Source organism: Endozoicomonas sp. ALD068 (assembly GCF_049310145.1).
In the GTDB taxonomy this organism is placed as follows: Bacteria; Pseudomonadota; Gammaproteobacteria; order Pseudomonadales; family Endozoicomonadaceae; genus Endozoicomonas_A.
The window spans coordinates 5,334,507-5,359,851 of record NZ_JBLYNU010000004.1; the positions used below are offsets into that span (position 1 = coordinate 5,334,507).

18 protein-coding genes are annotated in these 25,345 nt (G+C 46.5%); 9 read left to right on the forward strand and 9 right to left on the reverse strand.

Features of this window, described 5'->3' with window-relative positions:
- Positions 1–82: 82 nt before the first annotated feature.
- Positions 83–1,618 carry a chromosomal replication initiator protein DnaA gene (gene dnaA / locus ACO6V5_RS19775; protein WP_422413021.1) on the reverse strand — a complete coding sequence of 512 codons (1,536 nt, stop codon included), beginning with the start codon at positions 1,616–1,618 and terminating at the stop codon, positions 83–85.
- Between the two features lie 869 nt (positions 1,619–2,487).
- Between dnaA and rpmH the strand changes: the two genes are divergently transcribed.
- The 5 genes from rpmH to mnmE all read left to right on the forward strand — a co-directional run bounded on the left by rpmH (position 2,488) and on the right by mnmE (position 6,656).
- Positions 2,488–2,622 (forward strand): 50S ribosomal protein L34, encoded by a 135-nt coding sequence (gene rpmH, locus ACO6V5_RS19780; RefSeq protein ID WP_252177766.1) that lies wholly within the window; start codon positions 2,488–2,490, stop codon positions 2,620–2,622.
- A gap of 13 nt (positions 2,623–2,635) precedes the next feature.
- Entirely contained in the window at positions 2,636–3,004 is a 369-nt protein-coding gene (rnpA, locus tag ACO6V5_RS19785; protein ID WP_422136072.1) for a ribonuclease P protein component, read from the forward strand.
- 250 nt (positions 3,005–3,254) lie between these two features.
- A complete protein-coding gene (gene yidD / locus ACO6V5_RS19790; protein WP_422492210.1) occupies positions 3,255–3,500 on the forward strand; it encodes a membrane protein insertion efficiency factor YidD in 246 nt (81 codons plus the stop codon).
- Positions 3,476–5,155 (forward strand): membrane protein insertase YidC, encoded by a 1,680-nt coding sequence (gene yidC, locus ACO6V5_RS19795; protein WP_422139390.1) that lies wholly within the window; start codon positions 3,476–3,478, stop codon positions 5,153–5,155. Before yidD ends, yidC begins: the two co-directional genes overlap by 25 nt.
- A 124-nt stretch (positions 5,156–5,279) precedes the next feature.
- Positions 5,280–6,656 (forward strand): tRNA uridine-5-carboxymethylaminomethyl(34) synthesis GTPase MnmE, encoded by a 1,377-nt coding sequence (gene mnmE, locus ACO6V5_RS19800; protein ID WP_422136070.1) that lies wholly within the window; start codon positions 5,280–5,282, stop codon positions 6,654–6,656.
- A gap of 20 nt (positions 6,657–6,676) precedes the next feature.
- Here mnmE and ACO6V5_RS19805 read toward each other — a convergent pair whose 3' ends face one another.
- From ACO6V5_RS19805 to ACO6V5_RS19840, 8 genes are all read right to left on the reverse strand, one after another.
- Positions 6,677–7,561 carry a sterol desaturase family protein gene (locus ACO6V5_RS19805; RefSeq protein WP_422410701.1) on the reverse strand — a complete coding sequence of 295 codons (885 nt, stop codon included), beginning with the start codon at positions 7,559–7,561 and terminating at the stop codon, positions 6,677–6,679.
- Positions 7,562–7,647: 86 nt separating this feature from the next.
- Positions 7,648–8,088, reverse strand: a complete 441-nt coding sequence (locus ACO6V5_RS19810) for a DUF1499 domain-containing protein (protein ID WP_422136068.1) — start codon at positions 8,086–8,088, stop codon at positions 7,648–7,650.
- Between the two features lie 104 nt (positions 8,089–8,192).
- Positions 8,193–8,792 (reverse strand): nucleotidyltransferase family protein, encoded by a 600-nt coding sequence (locus tag ACO6V5_RS19815; protein WP_422139388.1) that lies wholly within the window; start codon positions 8,790–8,792, stop codon positions 8,193–8,195.
- Positions 8,779–9,780 carry an XdhC family protein gene (locus ACO6V5_RS19820; protein WP_422136066.1) on the reverse strand — a complete coding sequence of 334 codons (1,002 nt, stop codon included), beginning with the start codon at positions 9,778–9,780 and terminating at the stop codon, positions 8,779–8,781. Before ACO6V5_RS19820 ends, ACO6V5_RS19815 begins: the two co-directional genes overlap by 14 nt.
- 116 nt (positions 9,781–9,896) lie before the next feature.
- On the reverse strand, positions 9,897–12,158 hold the full coding sequence (locus ACO6V5_RS19825; protein WP_422410698.1) for a molybdopterin cofactor-binding domain-containing protein: 2,262 nt from the start codon (positions 12,156–12,158) through the stop codon (positions 9,897–9,899).
- The gene (locus ACO6V5_RS19830; RefSeq protein ID WP_422136064.1) at positions 12,155–12,694 is read right to left on the reverse strand and encodes a (2Fe-2S)-binding protein; all 540 of its coding nucleotides are present in this window, start codon (positions 12,692–12,694) and stop codon (positions 12,155–12,157) included. The genes ACO6V5_RS19825 and ACO6V5_RS19830 overlap by 4 nt, the downstream gene beginning before the upstream one ends.
- Before the next feature lie 350 nt (positions 12,695–13,044).
- Entirely contained in the window at positions 13,045–14,103 is a 1,059-nt protein-coding gene (locus ACO6V5_RS19835) for an ABC transporter ATP-binding protein (protein ID WP_422136063.1), read from the reverse strand.
- Positions 14,100–15,818: an ABC transporter permease gene (locus ACO6V5_RS19840; protein ID WP_422139386.1), complete on the reverse strand. Its 1,719-nt coding sequence runs from the start codon at positions 15,816–15,818 to the stop codon at positions 14,100–14,102. The genes ACO6V5_RS19835 and ACO6V5_RS19840 overlap by 4 nt, the downstream gene beginning before the upstream one ends.
- 184 nt (positions 15,819–16,002) lie before the next feature.
- Between ACO6V5_RS19840 and ACO6V5_RS19845 the strand changes: the two genes are divergently transcribed.
- The 4 genes from ACO6V5_RS19845 (at position 16,003) to ACO6V5_RS19860 (ending at position 25,080) form a co-directional block, all read left to right on the forward strand.
- Positions 16,003–16,275: a type II toxin-antitoxin system Phd/YefM family antitoxin gene (locus tag ACO6V5_RS19845; RefSeq protein ID WP_422136049.1), complete on the forward strand. Its 273-nt coding sequence runs from the start codon at positions 16,003–16,005 to the stop codon at positions 16,273–16,275.
- A gap of 380 nt (positions 16,276–16,655) precedes the next feature.
- On the forward strand, positions 16,656–19,172 hold the full coding sequence (locus ACO6V5_RS19850; RefSeq protein ID WP_422410694.1) for an ATP-binding protein: 2,517 nt from the start codon (positions 16,656–16,658) through the stop codon (positions 19,170–19,172).
- A gap of 381 nt (positions 19,173–19,553) precedes the next feature.
- On the forward strand, positions 19,554–22,175 hold the full coding sequence (locus ACO6V5_RS19855) for an ATP-binding protein (protein ID WP_422136046.1): 2,622 nt from the start codon (positions 19,554–19,556) through the stop codon (positions 22,173–22,175).
- 379 nt (positions 22,176–22,554) lie between these two features.
- Positions 22,555–25,080 (forward strand): ATP-binding protein, encoded by a 2,526-nt coding sequence (locus tag ACO6V5_RS19860; RefSeq protein WP_422410691.1) that lies wholly within the window; start codon positions 22,555–22,557, stop codon positions 25,078–25,080.
- Positions 25,081–25,345 lie beyond the last annotated feature (265 nt).

Genomic DNA, 25,345 nt, shown 5'->3' on the forward strand with positions numbered 1-25,345 from the left:
TTTCCTTTCTCTTGGCTATCTGGAAGTAAGTCACAATGACCTTCTTCCTGAATTCATTAAATATCTGCTGGCTGAATCAAAATCAGCTAGTCAGAGATCTCAAAAGATTTTTGTAATCATCACGGATTTCACCGTCTTCATCCACCAGCTCTTTCACTTTACGGCAGGCATGAAGCACAGTGGTATGATCTCGTCCGCCGTAGGCGTCACCAATTTCAGGCAGACTGTGACTGGTCAGCTCCTTGGAAAGAGCCATTGCAATCTGTCTGGGCCGGGCCACAGAACGACTACGACGTTTAGATAGAATATCAGCTACCTTGATCTTGTAATACTCAGCCACCGTTCTTTGAATATTATCGATACTGACCTGCTTATCCTGCAAGGCAAGCAGATCCTTCAGGGACTCCCTGATGAGATCAATATCAATCTTGCGCCCCATAAAATGAGCACTGGCAATCACCCGTTTCAGAGCGCCTTCCAGCTCACGAACATTGGATCGAATTCGCTGGGCAATAAAGAAAGCCGCTTCATGGGGTAAATCAACTTTTTGCTGCTCTGCCTTCTTCATTAATATGGCTACTCGGGTTTCAAGCTCGGGAGGCTCCACTGCGACCGTCAGGCCCCAGCCAAATCGGGACTTTAATCGTTCCTCCACACCACTGATTTCCTTGGGGTAACGATCACAGGTCAGAATCATTTGCTGTCCCCCCTCAAGCAGGGCATTGAAGGTATGAAAAAATTCTTCCTGTGAGCGCTCTTTACCGGCAAAGAACTGGATGTCATCAATCAGCAGGGCATCGACGGAGCGATAGTAGCGTTTAAAGTCATTGATGGCATTTAATTGCAGCGCCTTGACCATGTCGGCAACAAATCGTTCGGAATGCAAATATACGACTCTGGCATTACGATTTTGACGAACCAGAGAATTACCCACGGCATGCATAAGGTGAGTTTTACCCAGGCCTACACCGCCGTATAAAAACAGTGGATTGTATGCAGCTCCCGGGTTTTCAGACACCTGACGGGCTGCTGCAAGTGCCAGCTGATTCGATTTACCTTCAACAAAGGTATCAAAGGTGAAGTGGGCATTCAGGGAACTGTTATGTTTTATTGAACCCTCGACTTCTATTTGTCGTCCGGAAGAAGGTTCTTCTTTCCTGGCAGGATGACTGCTGGCAGTGTCCTCTTTTGCTTTCAGAGGATTGACTTTCTTGGGTATGGCATGGGGCTCAATACTTTCAGACGACACAGGTTTACTAGTAGAAAGGCCCGATGCTTCACTGAGGCTGGACACCAGCTCCCGGGTCACCGCCTTCTTTTCTTCTACGACAGGCTTGGGTTGTTCAGGGCGTACAGGACTGCTGGCAGGCGAAGCACTCCTTCGGCTGAGAGACTGGGGGCGACGGTTCGAGACGGCCAGTGCCACCGCCGGAGCCTGTCCATCAGTCAGTTCATCAAGTATCTCTTCGATGCGCGGCAGAAACTTCTCTTTCACCCAGTCTGCGACAAAACGATTAGGAGCCAGCAGGCAAAGATCGTGTTCATCACCCATGACTTTCAATGGGCGAATCCAGGTATTGAACTGCTGTGAGGACAGTTCATCTTGAAGCAAGTCCACACACTTTTGCCAGAGCTCTAAGGGCACGGGCGCTCTCCTGAAAATGGGTGAAATGGAAGCCGGTCAGCCTGCCTGCTGGACGACTTCGCTAATGGCAGGAAACAGAATCTGTCCAGAAACACCTATTCCTCCACAGCAGAACAGTGCAGATACGCAAGAAGAACAGGCCAAAAAACAGCTTCAATTGTATCCTTTCAGGGAAAAGTTATCCACACCTTAAATTTGTTGAAAGCATGGCCAGAAAATAATCTTTTTACTTAATTATCAACACTCTATAAGCAAAAAGAGACGAAAAAAGAGACAATCAGTGATGAAAAAATAATGTGGAAAAGGCTGTGTTCACAAAGGCTGATGAAGGATGAGTGAGCTGTGAATAAGTATAATGCATCGACGTACTGTGTATAAGGTACCAAATTATACACAGGCTGTGAGCAGGCAGAGAACAGTATAGTCGCTTATTTTCTACACATTCACACACACGAAAAAACCCAGAGTACAAAAGGCTTTACAGAACTTATCCACATAAAAAGTGTTGCCTAATATTTATTAAAAAAACAAAACACCATCACTCAAGTACATATGTATTATATGTACTTAATTTTCCAGAATGACTCTCAAAAGATTTTTAATTTATAAATGTCATTTGAAATTAGTGGTGTGTTATTTTTCCCTATATATAAGGGACGTAATTTCCCCTATAAAAATGCACTTTTACGATAACCCTACTTAATATCCGCAAAGAGCTGGCTGCCCTCTAAGGATTGAGCCCTGAGCCCAGGTGGCAAACTCTTGACAAATGCAAATTGACGCTTATCCCTCAATTACTTAGAATGCCCGTCTTTTTGTAAATCGATAAAACGAGTAACGTCATGAAAAGAACATTTCAGCCCAGTAATCTGAAGCGCAAGCGCACTCACGGTTTCCGTGCTCGCATGGCTACCAAGAACGGTCGTGCGGTAATCAACCGTCGCCGTGCCAAAGGTCGCAAGCGTCTGGCTGCCTGATTTGGACTGACAGGTGAGCTTCGCTTTTGGTCGCGATCTGCGACTTTGCTCAGCAGCTGATTTTAAGCAGGTTTTCAACCGTACGGATATCAAGGTCAGTAGTCGCCATTTACTGATACTGGCTTGCCAGAATGAGCTTGACCACCCCCGTCTGGGGTTGGTGATCGCCAAAAAAAATATCCGTAAAGCTACCGGTCGCAATCGAGTCAAACGACACATTCGGGAAACCTTTCGCCTCCATCAGGGGGAACTGGGAAACCTGGATATTGTTGTTCTGGCCAGAAGAGGTCTGGGTGAGCTGGAAAGCTGCGATATCAATAAACTGCTCACCCATCAATGGTTTAAACTGGCCAGACGTCGGAACGAGCAGAAGGTTTCCTGAATGGAGACCATTGCCTGAAACAGGCACTCTATGGGGCTGCGTGACAGTGGAGGTAGAAACTGCCTCCAGTCACTCTTCAGAAAGCCAGTCATACTGTCTCCACTCAAATCAGCCGATGCGTTTCCTGTCTATTCGGCACAGACAGAGTAAAGTCGACATGACCAGACCTGTGATTAATTTTCTCGTGCTTTTGCCCAGACGCTCTGCCATGGGATTGATCAAGGTGTACCGTTACTGCCTGAGCCCTATTATGGGCAGGCATTGTCGCTTTTACCCCAGCTGTTCCAGCTATTCACAGGAAGCTCTCCAACATCATGGTTTTCTGAAAGGCAGTTTTCTGACCTTGAAACGACTGCTGCGTTGCCATCCCTGGCATCCAGGAGGTTATGATCCGGTGCCTGCTCCCTTGGACAAGCAACGCCGGTCATCAGACGATCATATTCATCACCAAGACTCTTTGGCTCGGACATCATGGATCTGCAAAGAACACTCTTGATAGGTGCTATAGCCGTTGTTGGTGTGTTTACACTTCAGCAATGGAATGAAGATTACAATCAGACCCGGCCGGCCAGCGATGCTGTTGTGGCTAATGTCTCCACTTCTCAAAGTGGTTCTGATTTACCCACTATCTCACCATCATCTTCCTCTCCGGAAATTCTGGATGACAAGGTTCAGACTTCTGCTCAACTGATCAACGTTAAAACAGACACACTGAACCTTCAGATTGACCCCGCCGGTGGTGACATTGTCGGACTCAGCCTGCCCAAATACCCAGCCTGGCTGCCTGAAGAAGGCGAGAAAGCTACGCCTTTCCAGCTACTGGTTAACAGGCCCAACTGCACACCGGGTGAAGTGACCTGTGTCTACACTGCCCAAAGCGGCCTGATTGCTACTGATGGTCCCACCAACGATCAGAATCAGAGACCCCTCTACAGCACTGCACAGACCAGTTACACCTTGCCAGCCGGTCAGGACCAGCTGACGGTTAAACTGACTCGCAGCACTGGCGAAGTTCAGGTAACCAAAAGTTATACTTTTAAGCCCGGCTCCTATGAAGTCGTATTGGCTTACGAAATCGCCAACAACAGCGACAAGGAATGGCGTGACACCTTCTATGCTCAGCTGAAGCGGGATGGTTCAGAAGACCCAAGCTCAGTAAACTCCAGCGCCCCCATGAATACCTACCTGGGGGCGGCTGTTCGTTCTATTGATGAGCCATACAGAAAGCTGCCTTTCGATGATTTCCGAAAAGAGCCTTTCAAGGAAAGAGTCGAGGGTGGTTATGCAGCCATTCTTCAGCACTACTTTGTCAGTGCCTGGGTACCCGCTCAGGACAAGCCTCACAATTATTACACTCAGGAATCCCGTAACAATGAATACTATAGGGTGGGTTTCTACAACGACCCTCTGGTAGTCAATCCTGGTGAGAAAGTTGTCACCGGTGCAACGCTTTATGCTGGTCCTAAAGATCAGCCTGCCCTGAAGAATCTGGCGGATGGTCTGCAGCTGACCATGGACTTCGGCATGCTGTGGTTCCTGGCTCAGCCACTGTTCATGTTGCTGCAGTTTATCCATTCTCTGGTAGGCAACTGGGGTTGGGCAATTATCCTGCTGACAGTTTGTGTGAAAGCGGTATTCTATCCACTGAATCAGGCCAGCTTCCGTTCTATGGCTAAAATGCGCAAGCTGGGGCCAAAAATGCAGGAGCTGAAAGAAAGATACGGCGACGATCGCCAGAAGATGTCTCAGGCCATGATGGAGATGTACAAGAAAGAGAAGGTCAATCCAATGGGTGGCTGCCTCCCGATTCTTGTCCAGATGCCAGTATTCATTGCCCTCTACTGGGTGTTGCAGGAGGCTGTAGAGCTGCGTCAGGCACCCTGGCTCGGCTGGATTCAGGATCTGTCCCAGATGGACCCTTACTTCATCCTGCCGTTGATCATGGGTGCTTCCATGTTCGCGCAGCAGATGCTGAACCCGACACCTCCTGACCCTGTTCAGGCTAAAGTGATGAAGTTGATGCCGCTGATTTTCACCATATTCTTCCTGTGGTTCCCGGCAGGTCTGGTACTGTACTGGGTAACCAACAACATTCTGTCGATTATTCAGCAATACATCATTACCAAAAAGATCGAGAAAGAAGGCTCCTGAGTCTGAAAATCTCAAAAAAAACGGACCGCAATGGTCCGTTTTTTTAGATCCATGACGGCCATGGCACCAGCAGCCACCTTAGATTAGACTAATCATTTTTCTCATTTCTCAGCCAGTAATTGCTATGTCCGATCTCCGTGCACTCCATAAAGACACTATTGCCGCTCAGGCAACCGCTCCCGGAAGAGGTGGGGTGGGGATCATCAGGGTCTCAGGCCCTGAAGCTTTGTGGGTTGCCAGAGAGGTTCTGAAAATGGAGCCCAAGCCTCGTTACGCTCATTACGGTCCTTTTTACGATGAGCAGGATGAGGTTCTGGACGAAGGACTGGCTCTTTACTTTCCTAATCCAAATTCATTTACTGGAGAGGATGTCATAGAGTTCCAGGGACATGGTGGTCCTGTCATTTTGGACTTACTGTTGAAAAGAATTAATGCCCTTGGGGTCAGGCTGGCCAATCCCGGAGAGTTTTCCGAAAGAGCCTTCCTGAATGACAAGATGGATCTGGCGCAGGCCGAGGCCATCGCAGATCTGATCGACAGTACTTCAGAACAGGCAGCCAGATCGGCATTAAGATCACTGCAAGGCGCTTTCTCCAGAAGAGTCAACGAGCTGGTAGAATCCCTGATTGAACTGAGAATTTACGTTGAAGCTGCCATCGACTTTCCCGAAGAAGAGATTGATTTCCTGGCCGACGGCAAAGTGGCAGGCGATCTCAAAACCATCATCAGCCATCTTGCCCAGGTCATGAGAGAAGCGGGTCAGGGGGCTATTCAACGTGAAGGTATGACCGTAGTGATTGCCGGACGTCCCAATGCCGGTAAATCCAGCCTTTTGAATGCGTTATCAGGACGGGAGTCAGCTATTGTAACGGACATTGCCGGTACCACCCGTGATGTCCTCAGGGAACACATCAATATCGATGGTATGCCCTTGCATGTCATTGATACCGCCGGTCTGCGAGAGACAGATGATAAAGTCGAACAGATTGGTGTAGAACGTGCCTTCAGGGAAATAGAAGACGCTGATAGAGTACTCCTGATGGTGGACGGATCAACCACTGACGCAACCGATCCTCACGACATATGGCCTGAGTTTGTTGATCGACTGCCTTCCAGAGAAAAGCTCACTGTGATCCGTAACAAGATTGACCTGACAGGCGAACAGGCAGGCATAGAGGACGTTGAAGGGGTCCCCCTGATCAGGGCCTGTGCTATGAGAGAACACGGCCTGGACGCTCTCAGAGTGCACCTGAAAGCCTGTATGGGCTATGAGGGCGCCATGGAGGGTGGTTTTTCTGCCCGGCGCAGACATCTGGATGCGCTGCGAAGAGCAGAGGAGTTTCTGGATAACGGTCAGAAGCAGCTTGTATACATGGGGGCAGGTGAACTTCTGGCTGAAGATCTGCGACATGCCCAGAAGGCCCTGGGTGAGATTACCGGCGAGTTCTCCAGCGACGATTTGCTGGGCAGGATTTTCTCCTCGTTCTGTATTGGCAAGTAGGTGAAATTCAGAGGTTCAGTTTACTTTTTTAAGGTTTGCTCTGAAGTTTCAGGCTCTGCCTCCGTGGGTTTATCACCGGGTGGAGCCAGAAAGATCTTCAGGCGCTGCTTTGGTGTCAGGTGTTCACCTTTTGCTTCTCTAAACATATCCCGCCATTCAGAGAAGGTAACCGTTAGAGGGTTATGGCTGTTGACAGGCTTACTGACCCCGTAGCGCACAGTTTCTACTTCTGGTTCAAAGGTACCGAATAGCTTATCCCAGACGATCAGAACACCGGCATAGTTTTTATCGATGTAATGAGCGTTGATACCGTGGTGAACCCGATGATGGGACGGTGTGTTAAAAATAAGCTCGAACTTGCCAAGACTGCGAACCCACTGAGTATGGACAAAGAACTGAAGCCCCAGGTTAAGCAGCACTGCAAAGATAACCCATTTAGGCTCAAAACCAATGATGACTAAAGGAACCCAAAACAGCCACATACCGGCAATTGGGTACATCAGGCTTTGGCGAAACGCGGTGCTGAAATTCATTCTTTGCGAACTATGATGTGCGACATGGGCAGCCCACATCCAGCGTATCCTGTGGCTGGCACGATGAAACCAGTAGTAGCAGAAATCCTGTAAGATCAGCAAAGCAACAAAGGAAGCTGCGTTCATTTCAATCTCTAGTAACTTCCAGCCAAAAAGCCAGAAATAGAGTTTGACGATCACCAGGCCTGTAACGATATCTGCCAGTTGATGCATACCTGCTAATGAGAAATTGCACAGTACTTCTGGCAGTTTATAGGCGGAATTTTCCGGAAGCATTCCGCCCCTTTGGCCGATGAAATATTCTGCCAACATTAAACCAATAAACAGCGGAGCCAGCAGCATCAGCAACCATTCGGGATGGTCAATAATCATTTGAAACTCCATCTTCTGCCTTCGTCAATAAGGGTTAACATTTGGCATAGTGATCTTTACTTTGCCCGGGTAAGTAGCCAAATAAACTAATGCTCTTTTGGGGCTTTAAGAGAGGCTTTCAGGTTGTCGAGCCAGAGCGTGATTCTTTTCTTGTTCGCGCCAAGATCGGAGTAGCCGTAATGTGAGCGAGAGTAAATGGCCAGTGTGCTGGTATCTTCCCCCTGACTATAAAAACGTACGGTAATGGTATCCGGATAGCCCATGAAAGGGGTTCTCTGGACGTAGTCGACCTGCTGACCATCGTCACTTGTCCGCAAGACTTCTACCTTCTCCTGACTTTGGGCAAGGTCTGAAAACCGCTCTTGCAGCTCTGTGACACCAACGTTCAGAACAGGGCTGATCTGATGGGGCTCTGCTAAAAACTTGCCTTCTGGCAAAACCAGATATTGATTGGGCTTTTCGTGTAGTTTTAATGTTTCAAAATCAATGACCCGGTCATCAATCGCTGTGAAAAGGAAGTCCAACATCAGATTTTCTCCGAATCAGTTTTCAGGGCGTCAGTATGACGGATCTGAGTGGAGCCTGAAAGACCCCTGTATGCGTTAAACCTCCCTAAGCTCATTTCAGGGCCTCAAGCATAATCAATATCCCTGATCACACCTTCGTCAGAAGTTTCCAGCAAAATCGGTTTGTGGATTTTGAGAATAGATTTAGCACCTTCATCACCACTGAGCAATGTTAAATCAGATTGCAGAAAAGCCGGAAATAAAACGGGATGAGCAGGGACGGGATCTGAATCTTCAGATTGATAGATTGGCCTGATGATTTTCTTGTACTCATTGTTTTTAAAGCTTTTTATGAGCTGCCTGTAGGTGTCAAATTCAATGTAAGGCATATCTCCCAGGCAGAGAAGGATGTTTTGATCTTCAGGAATATTGTTAATAGCTATAACAATGGATGAGCTCATACCTCTTTCAAAGTCAGGGTTTTCAGTGTAAGCAAGACCGTATTTGTCTAATGAATGTTTAAGAATGTCATCCTGAGGCCTGACGATCACTAAAACCTGATTAACATGGGGCTGGACATTCAACGCACTAAGAATGGCCATTGGGATGCCGTTAATCTCATGCATCATTTTATGGCCATTAAATCGCGAGCCTTTGCCTGCAGCTAAGATAACCGCTGTTATTTTCTCGCAAGGGTTGAATTTTTTGATGTTAGCTGATGTCACAGGCGGTCGTCTGACTTATTTGATCTTCTTTCTTTTCCAGCGCCTTACCAGGCTGTATGCCATTTTTAATGGCAGTGATTTCAGCAAGAATAGAAAGTGCAATTTCTGCGGGGGATTTACTACCGATATTTAATCCAACCGGGCCATGGAGCTGGTTAACCTCAGCATCACTGAAATCAAAGTGCTCCCTGAGTCGTCTGCGACGCTCCTGATTGTTGAGTCTTGAGCCAAGAGCACCAACATAGAATGCATCGCTTTTTAATGCCGTTAGTAAGGCCATGTCATCTACTTTCGGGTCGTGGGTTACTGCGACAATGGCAGTGCGGACATCGACATTTAAATCCTGAATGACATCATCGGGAAAGCCTTTTAATAACGGCAAGTCTTTTAAGGGCCAGTTGCTTCGATAATCAGGTCTGGGATCGCTAACCAAAACTTCAAATCCAAGGCCTTGTGCAAATTCAGCCAGATATCGGCCGGTTTCACCGGCACCAATCACCATTAATCGCCAGATTGGTCCAAAGACGTTTTGCCAGTGGGTTTGTGACAACCCTGGTTCTTGTTGCTTCCAGGGCGTATAAATCACTTGACCCGTTTCAAGGCTTACCTTTCTTAAGCAGGTTTTTCTCGCTTCAATGTGATCAATAAGAAATTTAACGTCTGCTATTTCATTGAGAGGCTCCGCCATGAGTTCCAGAGCCCCTCCGCAAGGTAATCCGAATCGGTGACGTTCTTCAGCAGTTTCTCCGTACATGATTTTTTGCACGAATCTGACAGGGTTTTGGGCTAGCTGTGCAATTAAATCTTCTTCAACACATCCGCCACTGACGCTACCAAAAAAGCGACCAGAAGAACTTACCGCTAAAAGGGAACCTACCGGTCGGGGTGAGGTGCCCCAGGTTTTAGCGACACTGACGAGGGAGATTTCATCACCTTGTTCAAGACAAGATAAACAACCTTTCAGAACGTCTAATTGTGAACCTTGCATAGTGAACCTTTGCTTATACATTCCAGGCAGGATTCCGTCCCTCAGGCAGCCTCTGGGCAGTAAACTGCTGCAATACCTATCCAGCGGTTTGATGCTGAGGGACGAAGCTCGACAAATCAACTGAGTTTAAGAGGCAAGCTTCTTAAACGATTACCTGTTGCTGCAAAGATGGCATTGCCCACAGCCGCTGCAATTGGCGGCAGGCCTGGTTCACCTACACCGCTTGGTGCTTCATCACTGTCAACGATGACTACATCAATTTCTGGTGATTCATGCATTCGCAGTATCGGGTAATCATGGAAGTTACTTTGAACCACTGCACCGTCTTTGAGTGTGATCTCTCCGTAGAGAGCAGCAGTTAAACCAAATAAGATGCCACTTTCCATTTGTTGGATAACTATTTCGGGGTTAACCGCTAAACCGCAATCTACCACACAAGTCACTTTGTGAACTTTGATTTGGCCGTTGTTCACAGATACCTGTGCGATTTCTGTCACATAGGACATGAACGAAGTATGAGCTGCTACGCCATGATAATGACCTTCTGGTAAAGGTTTTCCCCAGCCCGCTTTGTTGGCAGCAATTTTTAGAGTGTTCGCCAATCGAGGATTATTTTTCAAGTGTTTAAGGCGATAGTCGACAGGATCCTGTTTTTGCAAAATGGCGATTTCATCCATCATGCTTTCTTTAAAGAAACCACTGAATGAGTGACCAACACTTCGCCAAAAACCTATGGGCAGTCCCGGATCAACCGTGACATGGTCAACGGATTTATGGTCGGCATCATAGTCTTCGAATAAGCCTTCTACTGAAGTAGGATCTACCGTCCAGCCATCAAACAGGCCGTAACCGGCTTTACTGATCCAGTCGACCATACCGTCAGGCAGGAATGCTGGCATCATGGCATCGGCCAGTTCATCCATGGTATAAGGTATGACGTTTGCACCAGAGCGCTTAACGTTCCAGCTGTCGATATTACCGTCTTTATCTAAGCCAACTTGAAACTTAGCCAGGGTCGCAGGGCGGTAATAGTCGTGTTTTGTATCATCTTCGCGACTCCAGATCAGTTGCACTGGCAGGCCTGATGCCTTGGCTATGGAAACGGCTTCGGCAACAAAGTCGCTTGATATACGACGTCCGAATCCTCCCCCGAGGAATGTACTATGAATCGTGACATCATCTTTTGCTACATCACCATAAAAAGCACCCAGTTTGGCGGCAATTCCGGGGTTTTGGCTTCCTGTCCAAATGTCTAATTTGTCACCCGTGAATTTCGCAGTACAATTCATAGGTTCCATGGTGGCGTGAGCCAGGAAAGGGGCCCAGTATTCTCCAGATACAACGGTGTCGGAAGCTTTTAAGGCATTGCGACCCTCTCCTTCTTCGTGTGCATTATCCGCTTCATCGCTATCCAAAGCTTCTTTAAAGAGTTGTTTACCGTTACCTGCTTCAGTGGCAGCGCTGGAAAAGTTTGAAAGGGTTTCAGGTAATTCCCACTGCACGTCTAACAGAGGTAAGGCCGCTTTTGCCTGATAGTAATGATCAGCAACCACTGCTACACCGTTGAAGATTCTGACAACAGCTTTTACGCCGGGCATGCTTTTCACTTTGCTGTCATCAAAGCTTTTCACAGTGCCACCAAATACCGGGCAACGCTTTAACACAGCCCGGTGCAGGCCCTCAAATTCTACATCCAAACCAAATTCCGCCAAGCCTGTGCTTTTTGCTACAGCATCAAGACGTTTTGAGTATTTACCAATATATTTGAAGTCTGCTCTTTTCTTGATGGGTGTGTCTTCAGGAAGGCTCAATTGAGAAGCCGCTTCGCTGAATGCACCGTAAGGTAGCTTTTTACCTTTGGCTACAATCATTCCATTATCAGTTTGAATTTGATCAACTGACAAATGAAGTACCTTTGCTGCAGCTTGTCGAATAACCATACGAACATTTGCCGCCATTTGGCGAAGTGGAATGAAATGAGTACGAATACTGTTGCTGCCACCTGTTAGTTGCAGCCCATATTCCGGGTTTGCATATTCTTCGCAGGCGCCAACCTGTTTAACCTTGATTTTATCTGGATGAACGTCGAGTTCTTCTGCCAGCACTGTGGTCAGGCCTGTGAATACGCCCTGTCCCATTTCCGAGCGGGGAAGATAAAAATAGATTTCATTATTGCCGGTAATTTGCAGCAAAGCATTGGGTTGCAGATCACCGTTCATAGTATTCGGGGATTTATTGCTGGCACAGGCAGCCAGGGGGATTCCAACGACCAGACCGCCACCAATAATGCCCAGTTTTTTAAGAAAGCTACGGCGAGAGCTGTTTTCTAATGTCTGATCGTTTTTCGTTAGCAATTTGTTTTGTTCAGTGACACTCATGATTGCACTTCCTGTGTTTCCAGTGAAGAAGTTGCCCTTGGATCAAACAGTTGCACGGCGTGCAAATGGCCTTTGCCATTTCTTAAATCTGCTGCTGCATTTTTGATGGCTTTTTTCACATTAGGATAAGTACCGCAGCGGCATAGGTTGCCGCTCATGGCGTTGTCGATGTCACTGTCACTGGGGTTTTTATTCTGGCTTAGTAATGCGGTAGCACTGATGATTTGCCCGCTCTGGCAATAGCCACATTGTGGAACGCCGACTTCTACCCAGGCGTTCTGTAAAGTGGACATCATTTCTGGATTACCAATGCCTTCAATGGTGGTTATATTTCTATTGGCCACGGCCTGAACGGGCATAATGCAGGTTCGGGAACTCACACCATCGATTAACATGCTGCAGGCACCACATAAGCCCATACCGCAACCGAATTTTGTACCTTTCATTTTTAAATGTTCGCGAACCACCCAAAGCAAGGGTGTATCGCCCGGTGCGTCTACATTGACTGTTTGTCCATTGAGTTTAAAGCTAATCACTTGTCCCACCCGGCTGTGCCAGTTTCTTATCTGGCTCATAAGTTTTGATAGACTTTGAGCCATTTATTATTTTTGTGGTTTACAGAAACCACTTTATATCCGTCGTTTATACTGCTTAAACAATTGTCCCGGCAGCCCGGCGAAAGTGGTATCAGTTGTGGGTCATTATACGGAACTCTACCCACAAACATAGTGGGAAATCTGGTCACATTTTCAAAGACGACAATGGCCTGACAGAGAGAGCGGGCATGAATGGTTCGTAGCAGCAGTTCGGATCAGCCTGACAACCTGATTTTGTTTTCAGGATACTCAGGCTTGGCTGCAGCGGGTAAAACATAAACTCTGAAGCATCAGATTGAATCCCCTTTCTGATCAAACAGAAGCAGGTCGTGAGGTCTTACCGAAATATCCACAGGTGTGCTTTCGGGGAACGGGGTTGAGTTTTCGACAACCAGAACATTTTCTTTCAGCTTAACCTCGGTCCTTAATCGGGTTCCCATAAACTGCTGGCTTTTGATCTGGGCAGGATTCACCGGTTTTTCGCACCGACACCTTTCAATCGAAAACATTTGTGGACGGATAAACAGCTCCGCAGTCTGACCGGGGTCTGCTGAAATATCAGTGGATGACTCAACGACACCGACTGGTGTTGAAACGGTGCGACTGTTTATTACTTCACAGGGCAGGAGATTTCCAGACCCCATAAACTCTGCCACAAAACGAGATGCCGGGCGGTTATAGACGTCGAAAGAGTGACCTCGCTGCAGAATATTGCCATTGTGCATAATGGCAACGGAATCGGCAAAGGCAAAACCTTCATCACGGTTATGGGTGACAAACAGTCCAGTGACTTTCTGTTGCTTGAGAATATCCCTGACCTCCCTCACCAGTTTCTGTCTTACCTGACTGTCAATATTGGAAAAAGGTTCATCCAGCAACAACAGGGAAGGGTTGTTAGCCAGGGCTCTGGCAATGGCAACACGTTGCTGCTGGCCGCCGGAAAGTTCATGAGGATAGCGCTTGTCCAGGCCAGAAAGGTTGACCAGCTCCAGCATGGCTTCCACACGCTTACGGGTATCTCTGCGGGAAAGGTTTTTCAAACCAAAAGCAATATTGTGAAACACGTTCAGATGAGGGAACAGAGCGTAGTCCTGAAAGATCATCCCCATTCCACGCTGTTCCGGGGGCAGTGTTCCATGGACTGAACTGACGACCTGACCGTGCAGGGAAATGGTCCCTGCAGAAGGCTGAAGAAGACCTGAAATGGCTTTTAAAAGCGTGGTTTTGCCGCAGCCGCTTCGACCCAGCAGGCAAACAATTTCTCCCTGTTCTACCTCAAGGCTCAGGTTAGAGAGTACTTCTGTCTGTTCATAACGGCAGCTCAGGCCAGCAATTGTCAGGGCGGTCATTTTTGTTCTGCCTCCAGTGAACGGTTCAGAAGTATCAGTGGTATCAGCCCGGCCAGTACCATTATCAATGCTGCCAGAGCAGCCTCTTCCAGTCTTTCATCGGAAACAAACTGGAAAACCCGGGTAGCCAGTGACTCAAAGCCAAAAGGTCTTAAAAGGAGAGTCGCCGGCAGCTCTTTCATGGATTCGATAAAAACCAGCAGAAATCCGGTCAACAAGCCTTTGCGAATCATGGGAATATGAACGCGCCTCACCATTTCTGAAGGTTTGCATCCCAGTGTTCGGCTGGCCATATCCAGAGACGGGGAAACTCTTCCCAGGCTGGATTCAACACTGCCAACGGCCACGGCAGAGAAACGAACGGTATAGGCGAAAACAAGCGCAAATATCGAGCCACTGAAAATAAGGCCAACGGGCGGTAACTCAAAGGCCATAATCAAATCATTCAAACCGTGGTCAGACAGGGTTAATGGGGTTAACACCGCTATCGCCAGAACATTTCCGGGAAGGGCATATCCGCTGGAAACCAGCCGGGAAGGAATATTGGCAAAGCGACTGCCCTGAAGGCGCTGATACAGTCCCAGAAATAAAGCGACCAGTGTTGCAGATGTGGCTGCGGTTAATGAAACCTTCAAACTGTTGAAGCTGTAAGTCAGCCATTCCTGGTTCCAGGAATCACTGAAATATCGGAAAACGTAATCCAGCAAAATAGCAGCAGGTAGAAGAAAGCCCAATATGACCAGCATCCAGCACCAGAACAAGGCCAGGGCCTTTTTCCAACCCCTCAAAACGGAGGCTTTCCTGTGGTCCTGCCCGGTGCTTTTCTGGTACAGCTGTTGTCTCCTGCGACTGAAGCTTTCCAGTGAGATCAGCAGCATCACTGCAACCAGCATGATAGCTGAAAGTTTGGCAGCGGCATTCAAACTGCCATAACCCAGCCAGGTATCATAGACAGCTGTCGTGAGAGTCGGTACAGCAAAGTAATCAACCGTGGCAAAATCACCCAGTGTTTCGATACCCATGAGGGCAAGGCCGGTGACAATAGCCGGTCTGGCCATGGGGATTGAGACCCTCAGAAAACTGGAAACAGGAGAGCATCCGAGCAACCGGCTGGCAAGCATCTGACTCTGGGAATGTTCAAGAAATGCGGTTCTGGCCAGTAGATAAAGATAAGGATAAAGCACTAGCGCCAAAATGATGACTGCGCCACCCAGACTGCGAATATCCGGGAAAAAATAATCCGCAGCACTCTGCCAACCCGTTAAATCCCTCAGCAGTCTTTGCACAGGGCCTGCGTATTCCAGCAGGTCTGTATAGATATAGGCGACCACGTAAGAGGGCATGGCCAGAGGCAGTACCAGAAGCCATTGCAGATAACGTTTACCGGGAATTTCACAGTTTGCCATGATCCAGGCTGCAGGAAGGGCAAGGATCAAACCCAGAATACCGACACCCAGGATCAACAATACGGTGTTGAGGATATAAGTGCCCAGCACAGTATTTCGCAGATGAGCAAAAATCTCACCGCTAGGCGCCGAGGCCTCATAGACCAGAGCCAAAAACGGAGTAAAAAGCAGAAGAGCCAGCAACCAGCTGCCAGCTCTCCAGAAGATCGAAAGGCCTTGTCTTGAATATGACTTATCAATGCCACACTGCAAAGAGAGTGGTGATAAGTCATTTTCCTGTGTTTCTAAGGCGGTAAGCACCTGTTTCATGAAAGTCTGTTTAAATATCTGTCCGAACTCTGCCAAGCGGCCAATTTTACAGAAAACGGAATGAATATCAGTAAAATTTGCATCTCTCTTTCAAACAGCAACGCAATTAGGCGTAGACTTGCCTTTTAAATGCCTGCTCTCAATTGTGTACGGTAATAATGCACACCAAAGGTAGAGGTAATTTATGAAAAGTGTCAGCGTTAATCAGTTCAGGGATAACCTGAAAAGTTTTGTAGAGAAGGTTGTGGGCAACAGCACTCCGCTTAAGGTCACTCGGCGCGGTGGAGAAGACTTTGTGATGATCAGTGCTGATGACTGGGAGCAGGAACAAGAGACTCTTTATGTGCTGCAGAATAGTAGCTTGATGCGGCAGATTGCAGACTCACAGAGTACACATAGCCAGGGTGAGGGCTATCAGCCAAGTGAAGAGGATATCAGTGAGATCATTGGTCTTTGAGGGTAATACTTGGCAGGTATACGAAGCTCTACCCGAGAAAGTTGACATCCTCCCCACCCTCTGAAGAGGGGGGTCGTAAAAGCCAAAATTCAAATCCAGTAGGACGGGGATTCCTGTTAGTTACCTTCAGGTTCCTGTTTCACAGTTCGTTGCTCAGGGAACAAGCGAAGCCGCCCTGGCTTGGTTCTCGCATAAAAGTAGTGAACTAAATCATTTCCTTTCTGTCTAAATATTAGGGCGATAGTACAAGTTACGAATAATTTACCCCTTCTCTTGAGATTGCCTTTAGAACTGTATGAAGCATTAAATTTGCAAGGCAAATGAGCTAACCACAAGGACGGTATTAACAACAGCTACAACTTAATAAAGGACGATTAATTATGGATAATGTAAAAACTTTTGCTACCGGCTACGGCTATAGCTATCTGCCCGGTGTAATAGCTGCTGAAAATAGCTCCCCCACCTCAAGAGCTGTAAAGCCCTCACCAGTAAAAAATGGTGGTGAGATGAGCGTCGCTGACAACCCCAAAGAAATGACGGATTCAAGCGGGCAAACGCAGAGCCTGATGAAAAGGAAAATTGAAAATTCTAAAACTGCTGCAGACGGTGCAGTCATATCTGCACAAGGCTCAGAACAAAATCGTCCCTGCTCTGATAACCCTGACTTCCGATCTGATGATTATATTGTGGCAAATCATTTCGCATCTTTACGTCCGATAACTCCCTATTACGAACGCTTCCCGGTAGGTGACAGTAGTAAGCCCATGAATGAACAATTTGCCAATAAAACGATTCATTGGCTCCAGCAACTTAACACATCATACGAAGAGCGGAGCTCAGTCATGACAAGATTTCGTGAAATACCTAAGACATTGGTCATAAGTTACACCTATTCGAGCAGTGGTATACCCAGTGCAACCTTTACGTACGATTCTTCTCGTTTGCCAGAATTGCTGGAAGAAAGAAAACGTCTGGGTGTTTATTATGCTGAGGATTATAAGGCCTACGAACTTCCCGAGCTGTCAAAAGCCAGCGGCTTGGGATTGCTCTCACTGCCAAAATATTTTGATCATACTTTCAGATCCAGCTTTGTAGCAAAGGATAACGGGCGTACACCCAGTGAGTGTCTGAATGCTTTTTTTCATGGTCCTACCATTTCAGACTGTGCGACAACTATTCTGGCCTGTCAGTATCGAGCCATTGAATCGATCATTGGCACCGACGAATTCAACCGAATCTTTGGTGCACCGGTCTCAAAGTTCAGAATTTCCTGCACGATTATGTCGCATACCAGCAAAAACTCTTCTAGCCTCGCGAATATTGCTGAAAAATTAGAACCGATCGACTTGAGCAACCCTATCTATAATCTGTTTCACGATCTTAACCGCACTGACGATACCTGCCCTGTCAGGAAACTGTCAGAACGGGATATCAAAAAGGGTGATCTCATCTACATTCAGGGCGTAGCGATCTACATGGAGAAACATAAATTCGGTACTGCTATAGGTTTTAATCTGATATGCACCGGGCAAAATAGCAGTGGACAGAATCTCTATCTGGGGTTTGGTCCGGATAAATTTGATGAACCGAAAACCTACGACCAAGTCAAAAAAATACTGATTGATGGTTACAACAAACCACAGAGTCCTGAAACAATCCATGCAATTAAAAGGGGGGGAACGCATTATGCAGACCTGAAAGACAGTATTCTGCCCTATGACTCCCCTATTGTTGGTATCACTCGTGGGCTTCGCTTCAGTAACGAGCGATGGGAAGATTTTTTGTCGCAGTGCGATCAAGTCTGGCATTGCCAGCCACTGTTGCCTGTCACATCGACTATGGAACCAAAGCCGGTGCATCAGGTTTCACCGTTCACCATTGAAAATCTTGATTCTGATTTTGATCAATTCAAAGCCGACTCAAAACAGCAGAAACTGATGAAAAGTACGGCCCTGAAGTTCGCACACACTGTGATAAATAATCAGTGTGAAGCCTCGCATAAAAAGCCCATGGGACTATTCTTGAGCGGATCAGCGGGAATAGGAAAAACACATCTATGTACAGCGGTTGCCAAAAAAGCAGCCGAATATGGTGTTGACACCCTTTATATAGACGATTTTGCAGCAGTTACTCTGTACGATGACTTAGAGGGTGGTGAAACGCTATGGGCTGAAAAGATCGACGAAAAGCTTGCCGGAAAGGAATTGGTGGTCATCGATGATGCCAACGGCTTACTTAGCAAAAAACTTCTGGCAAAAACAATGAAACATGTGATGACTCATAACAAAGCCATCATGGTCAGTTCAAATGTTCATATTCCTGCCAAAGATGCAACCCCCGGCATTATTGATCCCTTAACCATGAAAGCTCATAACTTTCTTTACCTGAGCGATTTGCAGGGAGACAGTCACCGTTCCCAATGGTGGCACAGCCCTGAAGTTCAGACGACTGATGCAATATCGCAACTGGGTCAGTATCATGGCCTCAGGGCGGCAGCAGTCATCACTGAGAGGGCTATATCAATAGACGAAATGGCCAAAATACTCAGTATTCCGGAAGAACAGATCCGCCGGGTGGGTCCCCCTCTTTTGCCCGGACTCCCACAAAAATTAAGCCCCGATTACGATCTCAGCGATTTATCCAAAGCACAGCATCAGGCTGTTTTTATGGAGTGTGATGCTGCTGGTGGTAAAATTAAAATTGAGCAGTTCATAAATATTGTTCAGAGAGTACACGATGAAGGCTTAAAGCTGTTGGTTAAAACCGAAGACCGCTCATTATTGTTAAAAGATGTACTGAATTATTTAGAGAAAGATTTCAGTATTAGAAAGTACAGGATCCGTATTGCTGACCGACTCAAGCATATGTTCCGGGATTTTTCGGAATCCGGACTGTAAAGTTGACTCGGGGCTCGGCCCCCAGAATTGCTTTTAGATTGAAAGCTAAGGCGCCGGAGCCTCGACCAAAGTCAGTCATTAGCAGAGCAAGAAGCCAGGCAGATCGTCGGATTTGGACTCACCCCATGAAACGACCAGTCAGCTTCAATTACACAATTTAGTACATTAGGGTTCAAATTCATTTGAGCCCCCTTCAGCAGTGAACTAAATCATTTCCTTTCTGTCTAAATAAATAGAGCGATAGTACAAGATTCGGATAATTTACTCCTTCTTTTTAGAGTGCCTGAACAATGAGTCAGAAAATATGATTTCGTATGGTTGAGTACTTAACCAGAAGGACGGTATTAACAGCAGATGCAACTTAATAAAGGACGATTAATTATGGATAATGTAAATGTTTTTGCTACCGGCCATCAGTCAGGTGTACCTCTCCAATACGGAAAAACAGTGACTAAATCATCTGAAATAACGGCTGAAAATAGCCCCTCTCTCACCACTTCCGGTTCCACCTCTAGAAGTGTAAAACCCTCGCCAATAAAAAATGGTGGTGAGATGAGCGTCACTGACTACCCGAAAGAAAGGGTGGATTCAAGCGGGCAGACGCAGAGCCTGAGGAAAAGAATAATTGAAAATTCCAGTACTTCGTTCTCCGCAAGCGGTACTGTCATATCTACACAAGGTTCAAAAGAATACCGACCCTACTTCTATGACCCTTTCGACGAAGTTGATCGGGGTATTCAAGAACACCATATTGAATCTTTGCGCAAGATAACTCCCTCTTACAAATCCTTCCCGGCAAGTGTCAGTAATAGGCCCATGGATGAACTATTTGCCGAACATACGATTCATTGGCTCCAGCACATTAACACATCATACGAAGAGCGGAGCTCGGTCATGACAAGCATTTATGATTTTTATAATTTTCATAAAAAAGCACCGTTAGAAAAAGTCAGTGTTACCAAATTGAACACTGGCTTAGACTCGACAAGTTTTTCTCTTTCTGACTCAGCCAGGGCAGACTGTTCTCCTTCCTTTGCTCAGATGTATGAGGGGATAGAACGGCTGGAGTTAAGAAAACGTCTGGGTATATTTTATCCTGAGGATTATAAGAAATATGAACTTCCCGAGCTGTTATACGGTATCTACCTCGGGCGGCACACACTACCAGAATTTTTTGACCTGGGTAACAGAAACAGCTTTGTAGCAGTGGATAACGGGCATACACCCAGTGAGTGTCTGAATGCTTTTTTTCATGGTCCTACCCTTGCGGACTGTGCAACGGCTTTACTGGCCTGTCAGTATCGAGCCATTGAATCCATCATTGGCACCGACGAATTCAACCGGATCTTTGGTGCACCGATCTCAAAGTTCAGAATTTCCTGCACGATTATGTCGCATACCAGCAAACACACTACTAACGTCGGGAATATTGATCCAATCGATGCCAGCAACCCTATCTATGATCTGTTTTACAATCTTTCGCTCAGTGACGAAACCGGCACTAATTTAACTGGCAGGGAACTGTCAGAACGGAATATCAAAAAGGGTGATATCATCTACATTCAGGGCGTTGAAAGCTACCTGGAGAAACATAAAAGCGGTTGTTCTATAGGTTTTAATCTGATGTGCACCGGGCAAAACAGCAGCGGACAGAATCTCTATCTGGGTTTTGGTCCGGATAGATTTGATGAACCGAAAACCTACGACCAAGTCAAAAAAATACTGATTGATGGCTACAATAAACCACAGAATTCTGTGACAAACTATGCAATCAAAAAGGGGGAAACGCAGTATGCCCGGCTGAAAGACAGTATTCTACCCCATGACCACCCTATTATTGGCATCACTTGTGCGCTTCGCTTCAGTAATCTGTTCTGGGAATATTTTTCGTCGCAGCGCGATCAAGTCTGGCATCATCAACCGCGGTTGCCTGTCACACCGACTATGGAACCAAAGCCGGTGCATCAGGTTTCACCGTTCACCATTGAAAATCTTGATGCTGATCTGGATCAATTGGAACCCGACTCAGAACAACAGGAACTGATGAGGGATATGTCCCTGAAGTTCACACACGCTGTGATTAATAATCAGGGTGGAGCCTCGCACAAAAAGCCCATGGGACTATTCCTGACTGGATCACCGGGAATAGGAAAAACGTACCTTTGTGTAGCTGTTGCCAAAAAAGCAGCCGAATACGGTGCCAACGTCCTTTACATAGACGAAGCTATGGTAGGCGATCTGTATATGGACTACCAGGGTAAAGAAGAGCAATGGGCCAGAAAGATCGACGAAATGCTTGCCGGTAAGGATTTGGTGGTCATCGATGATGCCAACACCGGATGCCTTAGCAAAAAATTTCTGGCAAAAACAATGAAACATGTGATGACTGATAAAAAAGCCATCATGCTCAGTTCAAATAATTATATTCCTGTCAAGGATGCAACCCCTGACGTTATTAATCCCTTAACCAGGGAAGCCCATAACTTTCTTTACCTGAGCGATTTGCAGGGGGACAGTCGCCGTTCCCAATGGTGGCACAGCCCTGAAATACAGGCTACTGATGCAATATCGCAACTGGGTCAGTATCATGGCCCCAGGGCGGCAGCAGTCATCACCGAGAACGCTGTATCAATAGACGAAATGGCCAGAATGCTCAGTATTCCGGCAGAACAGATCCGTCAGGTGGGTTCCCCTATTTTGCCCGAACTCCCACTAAAAATAAGCCCCGATTTCTTTCTCAGCGATTTATCCAAAACACAGCATCAGGCTGTTTTTATGGCGTGTGATCCTGTTTATAGACGTGATGTTGAGCAGCTCATAAATATTGTTCAGAGAGTACACGACGAAGGCTTAAAGCTGGTGGTAAAAACCGAAGACCGCTCATTATTGTTAAAAGCTGTACCGGATATCCTGGAGAAAGACATTTATCTTGAAACGTACAAGCTCCGAATTGGTGACCGATTCAAGCATATGTTCCAGGACTTTTCGGAATCCGGACTCTAGAGTTGGCTCGGGGCTCGGCCCACATAATTGCCTTTACATTGGAATTTAAGGCGCCGAGGCCTCGACCAAAGTCAGTCATTAGCAGAGCAAGAAGCCGGGCAGATCGTCGGATTTGAACTCACCCCATGAAACGACCAGTCAGCTTCAATTACACAATTTAGTACATTAGGGTTCAAATTCATTTGAGCCCCCTTTAGCAGTGAACTAAATCATTTCCTTTCTGTCTAAATAAATAGAGCGATAGTACAAGATTTAGATAATTTACCCCTTCTTTTTAGATTGCCTGAAGTACTGTCATAAAGAATTAAACTTGCCAGGCAAATGAGCTAACCACAAGGACGGTATTAATAGTAGATACAACTTAAAAGGACGATTAATTATGGATAGTGTAACTTTTACTTCTACCGGCTATCTGCCCGCTGTACCTTTCCAATTCGGAAAAACAGAAAATAGCCCCACTTCCACCACTTCAGGTTCCACCTCAAGAAGTGTAAAGCCCTCGCCAGTAAAAAATGGTGGTGAGATGAACATCGCTGAAAACCCGAAAGAAAGGGCAGATTCAAGCGGGCAGACGCAGAGGCTGAGGAAAAGAATCATTGAAGAGTCTAAAACTGCCGCAAGCAGTACTGTTATATCTGCACAAGGTTCAAAACAATATCGTCCCTCCTCTAATGCCTCTGTCTCAAAAGCTGATGATGCTATTATGGCAATTCATTTCAAATCTTTAGACGTGATAACTCCCTCTTACAAACCCTTCCCGGTAAGTCACAGTAACAAGCCCATGGATGAACAATTTGCCAATAAAACGATTCATTGGCTCCAGCAACTTAACACATCATACGAAGAGCGGAGCTCAGTCATGACAAGCTTTTATGATCCCGTCCCGTTTATGGACGAAAGTTCTACCCAATGGGACAATAGCTTTGTCACGGCAACCAACAATGCTTCCAGTTCGCCAAAAGTCCTGGAAGTAAGCAAACGTCTGGGTGTTTTTTATGATGAGGATTATATGGACTATGAACTTCCCAAGTTGTCAAACGGTATTAACCTCGTGAAACACACTCTACCAAAATATTTTGATAGGACTTATATAAACAGCTTTGTAGGAAAGGATAACCGGCATACCCCCAGTGAATGTCTGAATGCTTTTTTTCATGGCCCTACCATTGCAGATTGTGCGACAACCATGCTGGCCTGTCAGTATCGAGCCATTGAATCCATCATTGGCACCGACGAATTCAACCGGATCTTTGGTTCACCGGTGGCAAAATTTAGAATTTCCTGCACGATTAGCCAAAGCTCTTCTGACTTCGTGAATGGTGCTGAAAATTTAACACCGATCGAAATCAGCAACCCTATCTATAATCTGTTTTACGATCTTTCGCACCTTCACGAAACCGGCATTACTTCAAGTGACAAGGAACTGTCAAAACAGGATTTCAAAAAGGGTGATATCATCTACATTTCGGGCGTAAGTGACTACATGAAGAAACATAAATTGGGTAATGCTATAGGTTTTAATCTGATATGCACCGGGCATAACAGCAGCGGACAGAATCTCTATCTGGGGTTTGGTCCGAATGAATTTGATGAACCGAAAACCTACGACCAAGTCAAAAAAATACTGATTGATGGTTACAATAAACAACAGGGTCCTGAAACAATCCGTGCAATCGAAAAGGGAGAAAGGCATTATGCCCAGCTGAAAGACCATACAGTACCCCATGACCACCCCATTGTTGGCATCACTTGTGCACTTCGCTTCAGTAATAATTACTGGAAATATTTTTTGTCGCAGTGCGATCAAGTCTGGCATTGCCAACCACTGTTGCCTGTCACATCGACTATGGAACCAAAGCCGGTGCATCAGGTTTCACCGTTCACCATTGAAAATCTTGATTCTGATTTTGATCAATTCAAAGCCGACTCAAAACAGCAGGAACGGATGAAAGATACAGCCCTGAAGTTCGCACACGCTGTGATAAATAATCAGTATGAAGCCTCGCATAAAAAACCCATGGGACTATTCCTGAGCGGATCAGCGGGAATAGGAAAAACACATCTATGTACAGCGGTTGCCAAAAAAGCAGCCGAATATGGTGTTGACACCCTTTATATAGACGATTTTACAGCAGGTACTCTGTTCGATGACTTAGAGGGTAATGAAACGCTATGGGCTGAAAAGATCGACGAAAAGCTTGCCGGAAAGGAATTGGTGGTCATCGATGATGCCAACGGCTTACTTAGCAAAAAACTTCTGGCAAAAACAATGAGACATGTGATAACTCATAACAAAGCCATCATGGTCAGTTCAAATATTCATATTCCTGCCAAAGATGCAACCCCTGGCATTATTGATCCCTTAACCAGGAAAGCTCATGACTTTCTTTACCTGAGCAATTTGCAGAGAGCCAGTCGCCGTTCCCAATGGTGGCGCAGTCCTGAAGTTCATGCTGCTGATGCAATATCGCAACTGGGTCAGTATCAGGGTGGCAAGGCGGCAGCAGTGATCACTGAGCGCGCTGTATCAATAGAAGAAATGGCCGGAATACTCAGTATTCCGGCAGATCAGATCCGCCAGGTGGGTTCCCCTCTTTTGCCCGGACGCCCACAAAAATTTAGTTCAGATTACTTTCTCAGCGATTTATCCAAAACACAGCATCAGGCTGTTTTTATGGAGTGTGATGCTGCTGGTGGTAAAATTGGAATTGAGCAGTTCACAAATATTGTTCAGAGAGTACACGATGAAGGCTTAAAGCTGGTGGTTAAAACTGAAGACCGCTCATTATTGTTAAAAAGTGTACTGAATTATTTAGAGGGTGACTTCTATATTAAAGATTACAGGCTCCGTATTGGTGACCGACTCAAGCATATGTTCCGGGACTTTTCGGAATCCGGACTCTAGCAGCCTGTCGGACTTAAGACTGTCCTACACGGCAACTGCTCCTGCGTTGCTCTAGCTCCTGCATCCATGCAGTCGTGCGGTTGCAATAAATTGGTCTAAAAATCTCTGTTTCTTGCAATCCTCGCTACGGACGCTTAAGTCCGACAGGCTGCTAGCAGAATTGCTTTTACATCGAAGGATAAGGCGTCAAGGCCTCATAGACCAGAGTCAGAAGCAGAGAGCCAGCAAGCAGCCGCCGACTCTCCGGAAGGTCGAAAGGCCTTTT